Annotated in this window: 11 protein-coding genes, 10 tRNA genes and 2 rRNA genes; 18 read left to right on the top strand and 5 right to left on the bottom strand. The window is 47.0% G+C overall.

What is annotated here, in order from left to right; genetic code table 11:
- The 12 genes from KJS63_RS05825 to KJS63_RS05770 all read left to right on the top strand — a co-directional run.
- A 23S ribosomal RNA gene (locus KJS63_RS05825) occupies positions 1–755 on the top strand; the annotation flags it as partial.
- A 270-nt stretch (positions 756–1,025) separates the two neighbouring features.
- Positions 1,026–1,142, top strand: a 5S ribosomal RNA gene (gene rrf, locus KJS63_RS05820).
- A gap of 8 nt (positions 1,143–1,150) precedes the next feature.
- Positions 1,151–1,226 (top strand) — tRNA-Asn (locus KJS63_RS05815).
- Between the two features lie 52 nt (positions 1,227–1,278).
- Positions 1,279–1,353 (top strand) — tRNA-Glu (locus tag KJS63_RS05810).
- Positions 1,354–1,369: 16 nt separating this feature from the next.
- Positions 1,370–1,445 (top strand) — tRNA-Val (locus KJS63_RS05805).
- Positions 1,446–1,473: 28 nt separating this feature from the next.
- Positions 1,474–1,547 (top strand) — tRNA-Met (locus KJS63_RS05800).
- 74 nt (positions 1,548–1,621) lie between these two features.
- Positions 1,622–1,698: transfer RNA gene (locus KJS63_RS05795), tRNA-Asp, on the top strand.
- A gap of 43 nt (positions 1,699–1,741) precedes the next feature.
- Positions 1,742–1,817 (top strand) — tRNA-Lys (locus KJS63_RS05790).
- A 37-nt stretch (positions 1,818–1,854) separates the two neighbouring features.
- A tRNA-Leu gene (locus KJS63_RS05785) sits at positions 1,855–1,938 on the top strand.
- A 5-nt stretch (positions 1,939–1,943) separates the two neighbouring features.
- Positions 1,944–2,018, top strand: a tRNA-Gly gene (locus KJS63_RS05780).
- A 6-nt stretch (positions 2,019–2,024) separates the two neighbouring features.
- Positions 2,025–2,101 (top strand) — tRNA-Arg (locus tag KJS63_RS05775).
- 187 nt (positions 2,102–2,288) lie between these two features.
- Positions 2,289–2,374, top strand: a tRNA-Leu gene (locus KJS63_RS05770).
- Positions 2,375–2,430: 56 nt separating this feature from the next.
- Here the strand turns inward: KJS63_RS05770 and KJS63_RS05765 are convergent.
- From KJS63_RS05765 to KJS63_RS05750, 4 genes are all read right to left on the bottom strand, one after another.
- On the bottom strand, positions 2,431–3,585 hold the full coding sequence (locus KJS63_RS05765; protein ID WP_213618274.1) for a tyrosine-type recombinase/integrase: 1,155 nt from the start codon (positions 3,583–3,585) through the stop codon (positions 2,431–2,433).
- Positions 3,586–3,661: 76 nt separating this feature from the next.
- Complete coding sequence (locus KJS63_RS26130; protein ID WP_280520790.1) at positions 3,662–3,841, bottom strand: helix-turn-helix domain-containing protein; 180 nt, start codon at positions 3,839–3,841, stop codon at positions 3,662–3,664.
- 668 nt (positions 3,842–4,509) lie between these two features.
- On the bottom strand, positions 4,510–4,710 hold the full coding sequence (locus KJS63_RS05755; protein WP_163859579.1) for a helix-turn-helix domain-containing protein: 201 nt from the start codon (positions 4,708–4,710) through the stop codon (positions 4,510–4,512).
- Between the two features lie 75 nt (positions 4,711–4,785).
- Positions 4,786–5,169 carry a sigma factor-like helix-turn-helix DNA-binding protein gene (locus tag KJS63_RS05750; protein WP_213618273.1) on the bottom strand — a complete coding sequence of 128 codons (384 nt, stop codon included), beginning with the start codon at positions 5,167–5,169 and terminating at the stop codon, positions 4,786–4,788.
- A 997-nt stretch (positions 5,170–6,166) separates the two neighbouring features.
- On the opposite strand from KJS63_RS05750, the gene KJS63_RS05745 reads away from it, so the two are divergent.
- The 6 genes from KJS63_RS05745 to KJS63_RS05725 all read left to right on the top strand — a co-directional run bounded on the left by KJS63_RS05745 (position 6,167) and on the right by KJS63_RS05725 (position 15,201).
- Positions 6,167–6,751 carry a TetR/AcrR family transcriptional regulator gene (locus tag KJS63_RS05745; RefSeq protein WP_213618272.1) on the top strand — a complete coding sequence of 195 codons (585 nt, stop codon included), beginning with the start codon at positions 6,167–6,169 and terminating at the stop codon, positions 6,749–6,751.
- A gap of 61 nt (positions 6,752–6,812) precedes the next feature.
- Positions 6,813–11,141: an Ig-like domain-containing protein gene (locus KJS63_RS05740; RefSeq protein ID WP_213618271.1), complete on the top strand. Its 4,329-nt coding sequence runs from the start codon at positions 6,813–6,815 to the stop codon at positions 11,139–11,141.
- Between the two features lie 356 nt (positions 11,142–11,497).
- Positions 11,498–12,217, top strand: coding sequence for a DUF6431 domain-containing protein (locus KJS63_RS26125; protein ID WP_306432881.1), 720 nt, complete (start codon positions 11,498–11,500; stop codon positions 12,215–12,217).
- 49 nt (positions 12,218–12,266) lie between these two features.
- Positions 12,267–13,619, top strand: a complete 1,353-nt coding sequence (locus KJS63_RS05735; protein ID WP_213618270.1) for a DDE-type integrase/transposase/recombinase — start codon at positions 12,267–12,269, stop codon at positions 13,617–13,619.
- Positions 13,612–14,412 carry an ExeA family protein gene (locus KJS63_RS05730; RefSeq protein ID WP_213618269.1) on the top strand — a complete coding sequence of 267 codons (801 nt, stop codon included), beginning with the start codon at positions 13,612–13,614 and terminating at the stop codon, positions 14,410–14,412. Before KJS63_RS05735 ends, KJS63_RS05730 begins: the two co-directional genes overlap by 8 nt.
- 264 nt (positions 14,413–14,676) lie before the next feature.
- The gene (locus KJS63_RS05725) at positions 14,677–15,201 is read left to right on the top strand and encodes an S-layer homology domain-containing protein (RefSeq protein ID WP_213618268.1); all 525 of its coding nucleotides are present in this window, start codon (positions 14,677–14,679) and stop codon (positions 15,199–15,201) included.
- Between the two features lie 269 nt (positions 15,202–15,470).
- Here the strand turns inward: KJS63_RS05725 and KJS63_RS05720 are convergent, their stop codons facing one another.
- Positions 15,471–18,089: a winged helix-turn-helix domain-containing protein gene (locus tag KJS63_RS05720; protein WP_213618267.1), complete on the bottom strand. Its 2,619-nt coding sequence runs from the start codon at positions 18,087–18,089 to the stop codon at positions 15,471–15,473.
- Positions 18,090–18,239 lie beyond the last annotated feature (150 nt).

Below are 18,239 nucleotides of genomic sequence, written 5' to 3'. Positions count from 1 at the left end.
CCGGAGCGCCAGCTTCGGTGGAGGCACCGTTGGGATACCACCCTGATCGTATCGGAGTTCTAACCTAGTACCGTAACCCGGTACGGGGACCGTGTCAGGTGGGCAGTTTGACTGGGGCGGTCGCCTCCTAAAGCGTAACGGAGGCGCCCCAAGGTTCCCTCAGAATGGTTGGAAATCATTCGAAGAGTGCAAAGGCATAAGGGAGCTTGACTGCGAGACTGACAAGTCGAGCAGGGACGAAAGTCGGGCTTAGTGATCCGGTGGTACCGCATGGAAGGGCCATCGCTCAACGGATAAAAGCTACCCTGGGGATAACAGGCTTATCTCCCCCAAGAGTCCACATCGACGGGGAGGTTTGGCACCTCGATGTCGGCTCATCGCATCCTGGGGCTGAAGTAGGTCCCAAGGGTTGGGCTGTTCGCCCATTAAAGCGGTACGCGAGCTGGGTTCAGAACGTCGTGAGACAGTTCGGTCCCTATCTGTCGTGGGCGTAGGAAATTTGAGAGGAGCTGTCCTTAGTACGAGAGGACCGGGATGGACGCACCGCTGGTGCACCAGTTGTTCCGCCAGGAGCACAGCTGGGTAGCTAAGTGCGGAAGGGATAAGCGCTGAAAGCATCTAAGCGTGAAGCCCCCCTCAAGATGAGATTTCCCAATATGTAAGACCCCTTGAAGACGACGAGGTAGATAGGCTGGAGGTGGAAGTGCAGCAATGCATGGAGCTGACCAGTACTAATCGGTCGAGGGCTTATCCAAAAAGAACCCCACAAAGTGAAGAATCGCTTCGATGCGGATTCCGAGTACTTTGCGGGGGCCCCGAGAACAACGGGGAAGGCTACAATCTAATACGCAAGTTCGTTTCGTATCTAGTTTTCAGGGAGCAAACCTCATTTCTATTCCGAAGCAAGTCTTCGGCTAGAAGAAAGTAGCTTTCAGCATTTGGCGATGCTGAAACCTGAATTAGATTTTCTGAAGTCAGCGATTCACCTGAGATAACTCAGAGAGTGATGACTCGGAAAAATCATGTTTGGTGGCGATGGCGGAGGGGTTCCACGCGTACCCATCCCGAACACGACCGTTAAGCCCTCCAGCGCCGATGGTACTTGGACCGCAGGGTCCTGGGAGAGTAGGACGCCGCCAAGCATACATATTCCCTGATAGCTCAGTTGGTAGAGCACTCGACTGTTAATCGAGTTGTCACAGGTTCGAGTCCTGTTCGGGGAGCCATTTATACAGATTAGTCCAGGCTGATCTTTACTATCAGCTTGGATTTTATTATGGCCCGTTGGTCAAGGGGTTAAGACACCTCCCTTTCACGGAGGTAACAGGGGTTCGAATCCCCTACGGGTCACCACTTTCATTAATATTCTGGAGGCTTAGCTCAGCTGGGAGAGCATCTGCCTTACAAGCAGAGGGTCGGGGGTTCGATCCCCTCAGCCTCCACCACTTATTCCAAGAGAATATATAATACTGACGCGGGGTGGAGCAGCCCGGTAGCTCGTCGGGCTCATAACCCGAAGGCCGCAGGTTCAAATCCTGCCCCCGCAATAATCCCCAAAAAGTGATGAGAAACTTTGAAGCTTATTTCAATTTTTTTCGGGGATCCCATCTTTACCTAGTGTGGAGCCGTGGTGTAGAGGCCTAACATGCCTGCCTGTCACGCAGGAGACCGCGGGTTCGAATCCCGTCGGCTCCGCCATTTAACATTCTTGATAATAAGATGATTCATTTCTCTTTATTGAGAGCCATTAGCTCAGTTGGTAGAGCACCTGACTTTTAATCAGGGTGTCGAAGGTTCGAGTCCTTCATGGCTCACCATTTACCCAGTATAAGAGGGTAGGTATGTAAGACATGTGCGCGTGTGGCGGAATTGGCAGACGCACTAGACTTAGGATCTAGCGTCTTTGACGTGGGGGTTCAAGTCCCTCCACGCGCACCAAATATGCGGACGTGGCTCAGCGGTAGAGCATCGCCTTGCCAAGGCGAGGGTCGCGGGTTCGATTCCCGTCGTCCGCTCCATAATGTGCGCCCTTAGCTCAGCTGGATAGAGCGTTTGACTACGAATCAAAAGGTCAGGAGTTCGAATCTCTTAGGGCGCGCCATTTTCTTATAGTTGCATATGCCGGCGTGGCGGAATGGCAGACGCGCTCGACTCAAAATCGCTTTCGTCAGTCGAGGATATTACCGCTAAAGCCTTGGTATTACTGTATTTCTCTGAAGTTTTGTTTTCAAGTTCTCTCCTGTAGTTCTCTCCTTTATCTAGGGAAGAGATGGAGACCTTTATAATATGCTGGTGTGGCGGAATGGCAGACGCGGCGGACTCAAAATCCGCTTCCGGCGACGGAGTGGGGGTTCAAGTCCCTTCACCAGCACCATAATTAATAAGTGATGTTCTTTGGGATATAACTAACCCAAGGAACTTTTTGTTTTTTTAAAGCTGTAAGCATTCGCTCATTGCATGAGCGGAAGTAATTTTCGTACTGACATCCAGATGGGCATATATGTTAGCGGTTGTTGAAAAATCGCTATGCCCCAGCCAGTCTTGAATTTCTTTCATGCTCACTCCGTTAGCTAGAAGAAGACTAGCGCAACTATGTCGCAGATCATGATAACGAATCCGCCGCAATTTATGTCTTTCGAGAACAAGCGGAAAATGCTGTGTGATATATCCCGGCTTGATTCGATGCCCCAACTTGTCCAGATAAATATAATCAAGATAGTCGGTACAGTAAGAATTTTTATACTGGTACCTATCTCGTTCTTGTTGTTCCTTTATTTGCAGTAACAATTCTTCGAATGCGACAACTAGTGGCAAGGAACGATGGCTCGATTTGTTTTTGGTGCGATCTTTCTCCACGGTAATATATTTTCCTTCAACGGATACTTCAATCACCGTATGCTGAATGGTGATAGTTTTATTTTTGAAATCAATCGCATCCCACTTTAACCCAACCACTTCGCTTCGACGCAGCCCGTAGAATGCAGCGAGCAATACCGCTAATTCAATTGGATCGCCTTTAACTGCTTCAAACAGCTTGTTCATTTCTTCTTTGTCATAGAAACTGCCGACGAATTTATTTTTTTTCGGGCGTTCCACTTTGTCAGCGGGATTCGACGGAATAAGATCGGTTTTGAACGCGTATTGAAGTGCTTTACGAATGTTAGCGTGGTAATGAATCACTGTATTCGCTGTAACGCCGCGTACTTCTAACTTATATCGATAAAATTCCTGGATGTGCTTTGGTTGCAGTTCTTTAAGCAAAATTCCTGTTTCTTTGAAGTAGGGCGCAATCCTGCTTTTTACAGCATGTGAATAGGAAGCATAAGTAGTGATTTCAATCTGGTGCTTCATCATTTCCAGCCATTGAAGCATGAAGTCTGAGAACAACAGGTTTTCTTTATCTGCTTGCTGAGGGGATTCAAAATTTTTACGAGCTTCAACAAGCAATGCTTCGGCTTTTTTCTTATTACCTTTCACGGGCAATCCGGTGGAGATCCACTTATTTTTCCTTTTACCGAGCTCATCCTTATAATTTAAGACGATGTAGAAATAACCTTTCTTCTCCTGTAGGTGGCCTGCTACCAATCCATGTCCCTCCTTGATATAGCAGCCCTATCTCCTACCATTGACGATTCTAGTGTAACATAGTACAATAAGTAATTCAATGCACTAAAGCGTTACAGTGTGAAGTGGAATAATGTTGAGTCATATGTTGGAGATAGAGGAGAATGTTAATCTTCGGTATTTTATAAGCTCTGCCAATTTTGAAATGTTCAATTTTATTAGCTCTCAACAGTTTATAGGCTGTTTTGGTGCTAATGCCGCCCAACATTTCGCACATTTGAACAACATTGACTACATCCGGATAATTTTGAAACAGCAAATCATATGTTTCTTTTTGACTCAATGTATCGAATGAATTGTACAACATCGCAATCTCCTCTCTACAAAGTTATGTATAAATCATCGTTAGGCGGTGAACATAAAGAGATCTGATCAAATTGTGTTTTCCTTAAAATAAGCACATTTCAAGCTGCCGTTGGTTATGCGGCATCATAGCTCCGGTTCTTCACAGAGACTCCCCCTCGTCCGAGCGGGCTGCCCCCAATGCAGTGACGCTGGCCGGGCAGAAGTATCATTATCCCTCTTGCACATCATGGCGATTCAACCCACCACAGGTTGATTTGGAGCCAGAAGGTATCGCTCTTGCCAGTAAGAACTAGCAGTCTTCGCGCTTCCGTCCAGTCGCTTTCCGTTTTTTAACGGATGCAAAAGAAAAGTACTTGAAGTATGCATATGGTATTGTCAATGATCAAGTGGATATTGGAGACCAAAGTTTTTTGCATCTCCTACAAAATAAATAGGAGGATTCACTTAGAAAGGCAACCTTAGCAATAAATATTTTTATAAAGTTGCGAGGAAAGTTTGTATTTGCGGGGCATCAGGATAAAACGCTAATCAAGAAAAGCCGAGCGATAGAACATAAACGTTCTAAAGCTCGGCCGTTCTCTAATCCTTGTAACGATCAAGATCAAAACGGCGAACCGCCAAAATAAATTCAATGATAAGTTGTTGCTTGCAGTCTTCATTGATCACACCATAATAGCGAGAGTATTTGTTAATCAGAGGCTCATAGCGCTCGATAAGCTCGGCTTCTGCTTGTTGATCGCCCTGCTGGGCCAACTGAATCAGTTCCATGATTTCACGCATTCCATGCTCCTCCTTTTTTAGTAAGTCTTAATCTCGAGATGTTTAGGAGGAGCGCGACACCTTATGTGTTCTTGCTTAACAATCCATAAGACTTTTAAGCTTGATTAACAAATTGATTTTCGATTTTGTTACAGCCTGTCTGGTTACTCCAAACATACGGGCAATTTCCCTGTCGGTTCTTTCCCAATAAAATTTCAAGTATAGCATTTGTCTCTCGGAAGGACTTAAAATTTGCATGGCCTGTTCCAGACTGATTCGTTTTTCGACATAAATGAAAGGGCATACAACAATACTGCAAGTAAGAGAGAGCTTCGGAACATGTTCTTCATAGGGTACCAGTCGTTGGTATTCTCTTTTGAGTCTTCTGAAATAATCACGACTGGCTCGACTAAGGCATGAATTAACATAACTACTAAAACCTTTTTCAATTGCGATAATTGCGCTTTGCTGTTTTTCCATAATGTTACACCTCCTCATTAAGTAAATGGGAAGTTGTCCACACAAAAGCAACCTCCTGTCAAAATTAATTAAAATTTTTAATAGTAGGTATTTCGGATGATAACGTTCCCGTTTTTATTTTTTGAACCATTGGTCACAAAAAAGTCAAAATTGGGGACTTACACTGTGTAAAGGTTGTGTTCACTACGTTGCTAATGAGTGGTCAAGCCATTACCATGTCTTATCTTGAGAATGACATGGGGGATCGCAGCAAAAGTTCTGAATGACTCTTACGATAGGGTTATTACCGAAAATCTCCCCGAATAAGATTCATCATTCCTAAAAACAAAGCTCCCGAGAAATAGGTCGGGAGCTCATGGAAGTAAAAACTTTATGGCGGTTTTATCGCGTTAAGGACATCAGTCGTATGAAACGTTCAGACATGAAAAAAACCAGAGTGCAGCACGATTGATATAGAACACATAGCCTTAATTAGGGGTCCCGCCAACAAAACGAAAACATACGCTAAGCGAATAATTGGTCAAACAAGCCGGAATTTCCGTATGCTAAGGAAATCCGGCTTGTTTTTATTCTTCTCGTGAAGGCCGTTTAAGTGGACGTAGCCCTTTCAGTGTTGCGATTTGTTTGATATCAAACTTGTATTCACCTAAGAAATTAATTTGTTCCCATCCGAGAGGAAAATATGCTTCAACAATTCTTCATTCAGTTGCTTATGGATCTTTCTATATCCCGTCCATCATTCATACAAACTATTGAAACGGCAGAGCTGCCGTTTTATTGTTTTGACTGATTGTAAGAAAATTTCAATCGGACACTACATTGACCTGTTCAATTAGAGCTCAAGCAACGAATACGCTTGAGCTGTTGCTGTAGTTTGAATAGAGGATCTCTTAGGATTATGAGTTGAATGCATTAGTACGCGATAGAAAAAATACTTTTCAATAAACTTACTATGTAGTAACATTACTTATGAGTAAGTTATAGAAAGGAAGATTGGATGGTAAAGTCAAGTAAGGAGAAAGGAAAAGCAAGTAAAGCTCGGTTGCTTACATTAGCTGCCTCTGAGTTTTCTAGAAGAGGCTATCATGATACTAAAATCAGTGATATTGTAGCCGCAGCCGGACTTACTCAGCCTGCATTCTATCTATATTTCTCTAGTAAAGAAGCGATATTTATAGAACTAACTCAAGCTTTTCATAACCGGATGAGGACATTAATTGAAAATAGCTTACTAGATTCCGCAATGGAACAGGAGAATGTTTTTGAACACATCAAAACAAAGTTGAAAATGTTCTTTGAGTTTTTGGCGATGGAACCCGATTTGACGAGAATTGGATTATTCGTCAATCCGAATAGAGCTCAGATTCGAGCGGATATGGTTCGCATGGTTCGGGATAATTTGGTCAAAGAACAGCAGTCTGGTTATTTTCGCAGTGACTTGGATATGGAATTTGTGGCTGAATGTTTAGTAAGTATGATCGAACAGTTAACAGAAACACGTTTATTGCCAGGTTTAAGTAGTGCAGGTCATTTAGCGACCCAAATCGTCGATTTATTATTAAATGGGATGATTGCGGAATAGATGAATATTATTTCTATATCTTTTTCGTACTAATTTTTTAGAAAGGTGGAATGAACTCATCGTGAGGGGTGGCATTCGATTTGGGTTATTCAGTTTGTTACTTTTCTTTACTATTCTTTCAGTTGGATATGAGGCTTATGCGAATGAAGCGGATTACGAATGGAGTGAAAACGAGGATGGTACAGTTACGATTACAAAATACAAGGGTTCAGCAAGGAATGTGATTATCCCAAATCAGTTGAATAATAGAGATGTAACAGCTATTGGGAACAAAGCTTTTTACAACAAATCCCTCGCAAGCGTGGAGTTTCCTAATACTATCGTTAGTATCGGAGATGAAGCATTTCAATACAATAATCTTGTAAGTGTAACATTGCAAAATGGGTTAGAACAGATTGGGGATTATGCATTTGGTAATAATAAACTTACAAGTATAGAACTACCGGATAGTCTAATACATATTGGGAAGTATGGATTCATTCATAATTCCCTTTCAACTTTGATCATCCCGGATAGTGTAAGTGATATTGGTTTTCAAGCCTTTGGATACAACAAACTTACAATTCTAACGCTACCTAATGGAATCACAAGTGTCGGTCAATGGTCATTTGCCTATAATCAAATAGCTAGTTTAACCATCCCTGATAGTATGACGAAGATAGATCAGTATGCATTTGCTTATAATAAATTAACGGCGGTAACGCTTCCCAAAAGCGTGATCAAAATAGATGACTATGCATTCACTGGTAATATGCAATTATCAGAAGTAAGGATTCTTTCAAGTACAACCCAGTTGAGCAGTGTTTCATTCCCGAATATCGGATCCCAATTAACGATTTACGGGCATGCAAACTCGACCGCTCAATTACATGTGCAATACAATTCCCTATACAAAGGCTATCTTTTTGAGCCATTTACGAATCGTGTTGTTTACGATGGAAATGGCCATAGTGGTGGGAATGTCCCCATTGACGATAATTTGTATGTGAGGCGGGAGCAAGCAACGGTATTAGGGAATACAGGAATGTTGGAAAGAGAAGGGTATCGCTTTGACGGATGGAATAGTGCTGCTGATGGCAGCGGAGAAGATTATGCCGTCAATAGTCAAGTTACAATCGGAGAAGAAAATGTTGTTTTATTTGCCAAATGGGTTCCAGAGGATGCTAGAGCTCCTGTCATTACCGATGCTTCTACCGCAGAAGATACACAGAGTACAAGCGGGCTCATCATCACGCCACATCCGGAAGAGTCCGGTAATGTAATGCATTATAAGATTAGCGCGATTGTTGGCGGTACACTGTACAAGAATAACGGTGTGACTCAAATCCATAGTGGAGATTTCATAACCACTTCAGAAGGTGGCGCTGGCTTAAAGTTTACACCTGAGGCTGATGCAAACTCTCCAGCTGGTGACGTATTCTCGTTCCAGGTGCAGGCTACCCATGATAACGCTGGAGCGGGATTGAGTCCGCCAGCGCATGTTTCGATTACGGTCAGTGAAGTGAACGATCCGCCAGTGGCAGTCAATGATACGTTACCAAAAGTGGCGAAAGCAGGCGGCAAAGTTGTCATTGCCTTTGCGGATTTGCTCATGAATGATTCCGCGGGTCCTGCTAACGAATCATCGCAATCCCTAACGATTATTAATGTTGATAATGCTGTTGGTGGAACTGTTGTCATCGTTAACGGGCAGATAGAGTTCGATTTGGATCCGACATTTGCTGGTACAGCTCGGTTTTCTTATACCGTACAGGATGATGGCACGACAAACGGAATCGACGACTTCAAGACGGCTAGTGCAATAGTGAGCTTTGAGGTGAATCCGAAGCCAACAGAGCCCCCAGTAGTATCAAGCGTTGAGTCTCTCGACGATATTGAGGTTTCCCAGGGTACGGAACGTTCGGCTCTGTCATTGCCTTCAACGGTTCAGGTAACGCTAAGCGATCAAAGTATTCGAAATCTTGGTGTAACGTGGGATGATGGAAACCCGGTATATAACGGCAATACGGATGGAGAATATACGTTTACCGGAAACCTAGCGCAGGACGTGTCAAATCCGCAGGGCTTGACGGCGGAAGTGAAAGTGGTCGTGAACCCAAAATCAGCAGAGCCTCCGGTTGTATCAAGCGTTGAGTCTCTCGGCGATATCGAGGTAGCCTATGGTACGGAACGTTCAGCACTGCCATTTTCTCCTACGGTTCAGGTCACGTTAAGCGATCAAACTAACCGAAATCTTAGTGTAACGTGGGACGAAGGGAGCCCGTTATACAACGGTAATACAGCCGGAGAATATACGTTCACCGGAACCCTGTCGCAGGACGTATCGAATCCGCAGAACTTAACGGCGGAAGTGAAGGTGATCGTTCATCCGAAGCCAGCGGAGCCGCTAGTAGTGGAAAGCGTAGAATCACAGGATGACATCGAAGTTTCGTACGGCACGGAACGTTCATCGTTGCCATTGCCATCGACGATTCAAGTCACGCTAAGCGATCAAAGTAGTCGAAGCCTTGGTGTAACGTGGGATGATGGAACTCCGGAGTATGATGGCAATGCAGCGGGAGAATATACGTTCACCGGAACCTTGGCGCAGGACGTGTCGAATCCGCAGGGCTTGACGGTGGAAGTGAAAGTGATTGTTAACCCGAAACCAGCAGAGCCTCCAGTTGTATCAAGTGTTGAGTCTCTCGACGATATCGAGGTAGCCTATGGTACGGAACGTTCAGCTCTGCCTTTGCCACCTACGGTTCAAGTCACACTAAGCGATCAAACTTGCCAAAGCCTTGGTGTAACTTGGGACGGTGGAAACCCTGTATATATCGGCAATACAGCCGGAGAATATACGTTCACCGGAACCTTGGCGCAGGACGTGTCGAATCCGCAGGGTTTGAGGGCGGAAGTGAAAGTAGTCATGCACCCGAAACCAGCAAAGCCTCCGGTTGTATCAAGCGTTGAGTCGCTCGGGAATATCGAGGTTTCCTATGGAACGGAACGTTCAGCGCTGCCATTGCCTTCAACGGTTCAGGTCACGCTAAGCGATCAAACTAGCCGAAGCCTTGGTGTCATGTGGGACGATGGAAACCCGGCATATAACGGCAATACGGCTGGAGAATATACGTTCACAGGAAACCTAGCGCAGGACGTGTCGAATCCGCAGGGCTTGACGGCGGAAGTGAAAGTGGTCGTCAGGACATCTGTGCCGGATCCCAAATCGCCGACATGGCCGAGTGGTAGTAAACTGTTGGTTTCGGATATCACCAAAACAAACGTAAAACTATCCTGGCCAGAAGCGCAGGATACCAACGGGGTGATCGTTTACCGCATCTATGTCGACAGCAGGGAACATCAGACAGTTACCGGCAGCGTGTACGAACAAACCGTCACGGGTCTTAAAGCAGGTACCTTCTATACGTTTACCGTCAAAGCGTTCAATGCGATCGGGAACGAGAGTGAGCCGCTCAGCGCCAAAGCAACGACTGCCCGATCATCGAGTGGCGGTGGAGGAGGTGGTTCAGGTAGTGGTTCCGGGGGTGGGCGCGTGCTATCGAGTAACACTGATCTTGCTGATCTGCAAGTATGGGTGGGCGGCAAGAAGCTGAAGCTCAGCCCATCATTTGATTCGGGAACGACAGGTTATACAGCTCGTACAGAAGCTGAGCAGATCGAGATTGTGGCGAAAGAGGCGCACTCTGCAGCAAAAGTGATACTGAAGGATAAAGTCATTACGGATAGAACCAAAGCAAATCTGGATGAAGGCGACAATACGTTTGTGTTGACGGTACAAGCGGAGAATGGTACGAAGAAGAAATACACGCTCACCATTTACCGTGAAACACCTAAGCGCTCCGAGCCAGTTATCGAATTTACTGACATCGCTGGTCACTGGGCAGAGAGCAATATCAAGCGTGCCGCGGCGAAAGGCATCGTAAGTGGTTACCCGGATGGAACGTTCAAACCGAACCATCCCGTCACCCGGGTAGAGTTTACGGTAATGCTGTTTGGTGCCTTGCAGTTGGAGGAAGATGGCGCAACGCTCACGTTCACCGATCAAGATCAAATCGGAACATGGGCGAAGCAAACAGTCGCCAAAGCAGTAAAAGCGGGCATTGTCAGCGGATATGGAGATGGCAGCTTCCAACCGAATGCGCAGATTACCCGCGCAGAAATGGCAGTCATGATCGCCCGAGCACTGAAACTGCCGCTTAATGCCAATACCGTGACTGGTTTTACTGATGATGAATCGATTTCTCAGTGGGCAAAAGGCGCTGTGGAAGCGATTCGTGGGATTGGCATCGTCGATGGTCGCGGCGGGAATCGCTTCGTGCCGAACGAAAAGGCAACTCGTGCCGAAGCGGCGGTGATATTACTACGTATGATCGAAAGAGGTAAATAAGCAATCCAACAAGTGCGAGGGCAGTTCATCCAGGCCTATCGCACTTGTTATTTTTGTAAGTATTTTTGTGGATCTCACAGGTAGGGAGATAGTTTTTTTGTCAGGATAAAATGTGGGGTGGAAACAGATCACCTCAGTTCCCATTCAACACGTGGATTTGTCAGAAACTTGTAAGCAGGTCTTCTCCCTCTTGGGTCGTTATCTCATCAATTTGAGTTTTGGATCACTTCAACCGTGATGTTGTGGACTGTTTACGCTTACTCAATACAAGCCAGGATCATCGATATCCTTGTTTTCACTGTTGTTGCAGTTGAAGGCAGTCTTCAATCAAAACACTATGCTTACAACTTGGAAACATGATTCTGTTCTTATTGTTTCGGCTAAAGCATAATGTCCAATTGCTGGCGGGATTGCCTGTCCAAGAGTTGCTGAATATAATGACCATATCTCTGAAAAGGAAAAGGATGCCTCCCATGGTGTGGGCCTGCTGTAACAAGCTCACGGGATGCATCCCCCAAACAACATGGTCATTGTATCAAAATATGAGCTGGTTGAGAAGGTACCGGGCGTTTTTCGTTCGATGTGCAGAAGTGGTTCCCTCTCCTTGTTGTGGAGTAAAACTTAGTGTCATTGGTAGTCGGAGACGGAAGGTAGCAAGTGAGGGAGGGGAACGCCGCCTGCTTGTCATCCGTCGGATGCGTTGCTCACAGTGCCAGAAGATTCACCATGAGCTTCCGGATTGTGTGGTGCCGTACAAGCGATACGAATCGGCGTGTATCGAGCAAATCCTTTCAGGACCTGAAATACTGCCCACAGTAGCAGCGGACAATGCAACCCTTGCGCGCTGGAGGAACTGGTTCCAAGAGCAGTACACGTACTTATTAGGATGCTTGGCGTCAATTGCCATTCGCTTTCATCAGAACCCTGTGGAGGAATTGTCCACCCCTTCGCAGTCTGCACATCACCCTTTCGGACACTACGTTGGAGATGCCCACGGTTGGCTGGCAAGAGTTGTCCGCCCGGTGGTTAATGTAAATCTTTGGGTACATACCCGTTCTGCATTCTTGTCCATCTAGCCTTGCGGTAGACTCATCTCGAAGTCTACCAAGGTGAGGTGCGAAGCAAATGAAGGATCAAAAGAAAGCGGAAGGCATTGCGACGGAGCGTGTGCAGCTACTGTCTCCTCTCTTAGCGGAAGGGCTAGACCCTGCCAAAGCTAGAGAGATAAAGGCAAGGATCTGTATGCAGACAGGGCTTTCCGAGCGGACACTTCGTCGGTATTTGGCGAAGTATCGCCATGAGGGATTTGGGGGGCTAATGCCGAAAGGCAAAGGTCGACAACCGTCGGATTCAACCATCCCACCGGAGGTTTTGGATCAGGCTATTTTGCTGCGCCGCGAGGTACCCGGCAGAAGCGTGACCCAGATCATTCAAATCCTCGAATGGGAAGGCCGAATTCTGCCCGGAGAGATCAAACGAAGCACCTTGCAGGAAAAGCTTGCCCAGCGTGGTTACAGCACACGCCATATGCGAATGTATGCTGAATCCGGCGTGGCCGCAAGGCGTTTTCAACAGCGCCATCGCAACCGTCTTTGGCATTCAGACATCAAGTATGGGCCGTATCTGCCCATTGGTCCGAATGGCTCCATGAAGCAAGTGTTCCTTATCACGTTCATCGACGACGCGACGCGTTATGTTCTTCACGGTGAGTTCTATCCAGTCATGGATAAAACGATCGTGGAGGACTGCTACCGGCGGGCCATCCAAAAGTTCGGCGTACCCGAATCGGTTTACTTCGACAATGGCAAGCAATACCGCACCAAATGGATGACACGCGCTTGCTCTAAACTCGGCGTCCGGCTGTTGTTCGCAAAGCCCTACTCGCCGGAATCCACGGGTAAAGTCGAACGTTTCAATCGTGTCGTCGACACGTTCCTAAGTGAGGCTGCGCTGGAGAAACCGAAGACACTGGATCGGCTAAATGAACTGTTTTGGGTGTGGCTTTCGGAGTGCTATCAGAACAAGGCACATTCGGCGCTGGAAAACAAATGCAGCCCCGAAACCGCCTTTCGTAGCGACAAGAAAGCGCTTCGTTTCGCGGATCCAGATATGCTCGCCAACGCTTTCTTACATTGCGAAACACGTAAGGTCGACAAGTCAGGCTGCATCAGCTTCATGGATCGCAAATATGAGGTTGGTCTCCCGTTCATCGGAAAAACAGTAGATGTCGTGTTCGACCCTGCAGATATAACAGAACTGACGATCGAGTACGAGGGGCATACGCCGTGGCGCGTTCGGGAGCTCACCATCGGTGAGCGCGCAGGAAAACGTCCGCCGCTGCCAGAACACTTAAACCAATTGCCAGCCGAGGCGTCGAGGCTGCTTGCAGCAGCAGAAGATCGCAGTAGGGACCGCAAGGCACAGCAGGCTCCTGCCGTGACCTACCGCCGAGTCAATAAGGAGGACAGCCATGTTTGAATCCTTCTATGGACTGAAGTGTTCCCCTTTCTCACGAGATGTGCCAACGAGAGAACTGTACGAGTCGGACATTTTGGAAGAGACCCTTGGTCGCCTTGAGTTCGCCGCCAAACGGCAATGGTTTGCCGTTATAACCGGCGATTGCGGGACAGGCAAGACGACGACCATTCGCCGTTTTACTGAAGTTCTTGATCCTTCCATGTACAAGGTACTCTACTTATCGGACTCCAAGTTGACGCCGAGGCACTTTTATAAGGGATTGCTAGAACAACTCGGTTGTGAGGCGAAGTTCTACCGAGGGGATGCCAAACGGCAGCTACACCGAGAAATCGAGCTCATGCGAGGGATCCACCGGCTTCAACCGGTTGTTGTCATTGACGAGGCCCATCTACTGGACCGCGAAATGCTGGAAGAGGTACGCTTCCTACTTAACTTCAAGATGGATGCGCAGAGCCCTATGGCGCTCATTCTTGTAGGGCAGAACGAGTTGTGGGATCGCCTGAACCTTCAGACGTATGCTGCGATTCGGCAGCGTATTGACCTGCAGCGTAAGCTGCCCCATTATGATCGGGCACAGACCGGTGCTTATATTCAGCGGCATATGAAGTACGCTGGTGCGGAGCATGACATTTTTACGGACGTTGCGATCGACGACATCTACCGTTTTTCAAGTGGTACAGCTCGCATGATCAACAAGGCTTGCACGCACTGCCTCATTTACGGAGCACAGAACAGACATCGGATCATCGACGACCACATGGTGAAACGTGTCATCCAGGGAGAATTGTCATGATTCTCCCCTTTTTTATCAAGCCAGTCGGACAGATTGTCCGTCATCAGCAGGACAGCTTACGCCGTCAACTGGTGGACATTATGCTTTAGCAGTAACACTTATTTTCAATGTGCTCCGATGGAATGATCGACCACGAAGAACTGTTTAAAAGTAAATACTTTCATTTTTCCTTCAGATGTTTTTTTATGTAGTCTGAATAACTGCTATAGTTTTTTGTTCCTTTAGCTTTGTTTAACTTTCCAAATTTCGTATTACGCTTTGCAATTGGAAGAGCAAGGCGCAATTGTAACGTTCACCGATAACGATCAGATCGGCAAATGGGCGAAGCAAGCTGTCGCTCAGGCGGTACAGACAGAAATGATTAATGGATATGAAGACGGAAGCTTCCGTCCGAATGCGCACATTACCCGAGCGGAAATGGCGGTTATGATCGCTCGAGCGCTCAAACTACCGCTCAAGACCAATAGCGTAACTGTTTTTGCTGACGATGAGGTGATTCCGCAGTGGGCGAAAAGCTCTGTAGAAGCGATTCGTGCGATTGTCATCGCCAGTGGCCGTGAGGGTAATAAGTTCGTACCTAACGAGACAGCGACGCGTGCAGAAGCAGGCGGTCATATTGCTTCGGATGTTAGAAAAAAAAGAAGAGTAAACAGAACGTTAACAGATACAACGACAGAAACGATAGTTTCTATGTTGTATCTGTTTTTTTGTAAGGAAGAGGATAGACGGAGGAAGATCTGCAATCGTTGTGCGACTGTTCTTTGGGGGCATAGGCGCGAACAGGAATGAACCAGTCAGCCCATAAGTTATCTGAGGTATGATGGCCTATTGGACTAATTTGGGGAGGGACATCATAGCGCCTTCGTCACTTGACATATTGCTTCATGTGATTCCGCTCGTTTGCAGGTACACAACAATATCCTAAGCAAGCGTAAAAGAGCCTCCAAATTCAACTTACAAGCAAAGATGAGGCTCATCGTACATAGAATCTGCCCCTATATGAGTACGATGAAAACCCTAAATCGAGGTTGGTACATGACTAAACGTATAAAATTGCATTATACGATTAGGTGATCGCTCATAAAGGAAACAGCTTCATGGCGACCTGACACGGCAAGCTTCTTGTAAATATTTTTGCAGTGTCGTTTCACCGTTTCCGTAGAGGTGCCTAATGCTTCGGCAATCTCTTTATTTGCGAGTCCTTGTGACAATAGCTTCAATACGTTCATTTCCTGTCTCGTGAGCCTGGAAAGCAGATGTTGCGGAGAGGCACCGTCTTCCTCTTGAAAAAAGGAAAGAAGCGTATCAGTGTAATCTTGAAATAAAGGGTCTTGCGCTCTTTTTGACACACTGCTACGTTGCCTTTTCCATAAGGTCAAGAGACGATAAAGTTTTGCTCCCTCGTCTGCAAACAAACGAATATAGCCTTCGGAGAAAGCTAGGACCAAGGATTGATCAAGCTTTTTAACCGCAGCAGAAAGATTTTTTTGCCTTTCCAAAAGGAGCGCCTGAACGATTCTGATCTCAACTACCGCCGCTTTACGGTTTTTCAACTCGTATACTTGCGCCAAACGCTCCGCATAACGGTATGCCGTTTCTCCATCATCCAAGGCGACAAGTAAGCGCAGCCATGTAATTTGCTCAAACTCACGGGAAGGATCGATCCATCCATCCACTTGCAGACGGCAGTTTTCGGCCCAACTTGCGGCATGCTGGGGTTGACCCGTCAAGATGAACAGTCTGGCCTCAAAAGCGTCGATAACCGGCAAAAACGAAAGGGCATGTATCCGAAACGCCTGATTGCGAACCTCTTGTACAAGGGCAAAGGCTGCTTCCTGCTCGCCCTGGGCCAGGCTCATGCGAGCCTTTGTGAGCAGGGCCGGTACGAAAATACCGGCATTTTCGCATTTCAAACCGACCGATGCTCCTATGTTGACGTATTTCTCCGCTTGAGCCAAGTCATCTCGTTCGTAGTAACCCTCTCCAATAGCCGTATGCAAGTAGCCGTAAAAATGGTCATGTGCCGATTGCCAGCGTGCGATAAGGGGAGGATAGATCGCTAACGTTTGTTTCAGTCCCCCGAAAAATCCGAATCTTCCTCTTAGGAGCGATTCTCCGTTATGGTTATAGCCCACGATATACGCAGCGGAAATATTGCCGACTCCTCCGAGCCTTCTCATGATCTCTTCGTTGTAAACAACCGCTTTCTCTGTCTCGTTCCGGCCCAAGCAAATCATGCATCGCATAGCCGCGAAATAGCCGAGTATATCTTCGCCGTTAAGCGATTGGAGTTCAGTTTCCCCCGAATCAAGATACGGCTCCGCGCGATCAAGGACGTCCTCCGCTTCCTCAAGTCGATCGAACGTGGCCAGCGACCAGGCATACAGAACAGCGAGTGCGGGGTTATGTGTGAGCAAGTTCTCGGGAAATTGTCCAAACCAGCGCAACAGCATATGCATTTCATTACGGAGCAGTTCCGAAGCTTCTTGTACAATAAGCTCGCAAGCCGTATTGAAATCGGTCGCGGCTACTGCATGTTCGACCGCTTCCACAGTATAGCCGTTGATCCTGAACCATTCACTTGCACGCCGGTGCAGTTCAGGAACGATTTCGGCATACTGACGGGTTAAGCGATTATAGAGCAAACGACCGAACATATGGTGATATCTGTACCATACGCGGTCCCGGTCCAGCGGAATCAGGAACAATCCGGCTTGAACCGCTTCATACAACGACTGGCCGCTTTCCTTCTGGATGATGTGTCGGCATAAAGACTCGTTCATCCGTTCAAGCACAGCCGTCTTGAGCAAAAATTGCTGCACGTCAGGCGACTGTCGGGCCAACACTTCTTCCGTCAAATAATCGGCAATATCTCCTTCCACCTCTTCTGACGGATGCTGCTTGAATGAGTCTATGAAGAGGTTGGTTTCCGTCGTACTTACGCCGTACTCCCCGCCCGAAAGAAGGATCATTTGCAACCCCGCTATCCATCCTTCCGTTCTACGCTCCAGGCAGGCCAGTTCTTCCTTCGTCAAACGTTTCTCAACCGTTAGCTCGAACAGCTCGCGAATTTCGTCAGCCGTAAAACGCAAATCGTTCGCTGAAATGCGGACAAGCTGCCGTCTGGCAAGCATCGCCGGCAAAGGCAGTTGAGGTTCGGAACGGCTTGCTATGACCATATGCATATTTCGAGGAAGATACGTGAGTAAAAAAGTCAGCCCATGATGGATGGACGACTCGCAAATCACATGATAGTCGTCAAGTATGATGATGATTTCCTGATTCAGTGCCTGGACCTCGTTCATCAAGAGGGTCATGGCCGTTTCAACGGAGAGGTTCCTCGTTTCTTGAATGTACTGCAACACGGAATCGCAGAGCCCGGGTTGTATCGGTCGCAACGCGGCGATCAGATATTCCATGAAGCGAACCAGATCGTTGTCACGCCCGTCCAAAGAAATCCATCCGTATGAATACGGCTGCTGACGAATCCACTCCGTGATCAGCGTCGATTTGCCGAAGCCCGCCGGTGCGGTCACCAACGTCAGCTTGGCGCCAAGTCCCTGATCGAGAAGACGTCGTAAAGATGGCCGTTGCACAAGCGTTGACCCGGTGCCGGGGATATGCAATTTGGTTTGCAGAAGATGAGAAAGTGGCCGGGATTCAGATTGTGGGTACATAGTGGAAGTCCTTTTTTCATTTTCGAAGTTTTCCATAAATTGATTATAGTAAAACACTGTCGGTGCATCAATGGAATATTACTCACCAAAATACCCCCTAAACTTCCCCCAAGGGGAATAGATATGCACTCATATTAAAAATAAAATAGT

It is taken from the genome of Paenibacillus sp. J22TS3 (assembly GCF_018403205.1).
GTDB lineage: Bacteria > Bacillota > Bacilli > Paenibacillales > Paenibacillaceae > Fontibacillus > Fontibacillus tuaregi.
Note: the sequence above shows the minus strand (reverse complement) of the source record. Positions and strands in the feature narration are given on the sequence as shown.

What these genes read in the sequence shown, in the direction of transcription:
- KJS63_RS05750 (WP_213618273.1), bottom strand. Translation starts at nt 5,169, where the DNA reads ATGGAAAAACAGCAAAGCGCAATTATCGCAATTGAAAAAGGTTTTAGT.
- KJS63_RS05720 (WP_213618267.1), bottom strand. Translation starts at nt 18,089, where the DNA reads ATGTACCCACAATCTGAATCCCGGCCACTTTCTCATCTTCTGCAAACC.
- KJS63_RS26125 (WP_306432881.1), top strand. Translation starts at nt 11,498, where the DNA reads ATGATTCTGTTCTTATTGTTTCGGCTAAAGCATAATGTCCAATTGCTG.
- KJS63_RS05730 (WP_213618269.1), top strand. Translation starts at nt 13,612, where the DNA reads ATGTTTGAATCCTTCTATGGACTGAAGTGTTCCCCTTTCTCACGAGAT.
- KJS63_RS05755 (WP_163859579.1), bottom strand. Translation starts at nt 4,710, where the DNA reads ATGCGTGAAATCATGGAACTGATTCAGTTGGCCCAGCAGGGCGATCAA.
- KJS63_RS26130 (WP_280520790.1), bottom strand. Translation starts at nt 3,841, where the DNA reads ATGTGCGAAATGTTGGGCGGCATTAGCACCAAAACAGCCTATAAACTG.
- KJS63_RS05735 (WP_213618270.1), top strand. Translation starts at nt 12,267, where the DNA reads ATGAAGGATCAAAAGAAAGCGGAAGGCATTGCGACGGAGCGTGTGCAG.
- KJS63_RS05745 (WP_213618272.1), top strand. Translation starts at nt 6,167, where the DNA reads ATGGTAAAGTCAAGTAAGGAGAAAGGAAAAGCAAGTAAAGCTCGGTTG.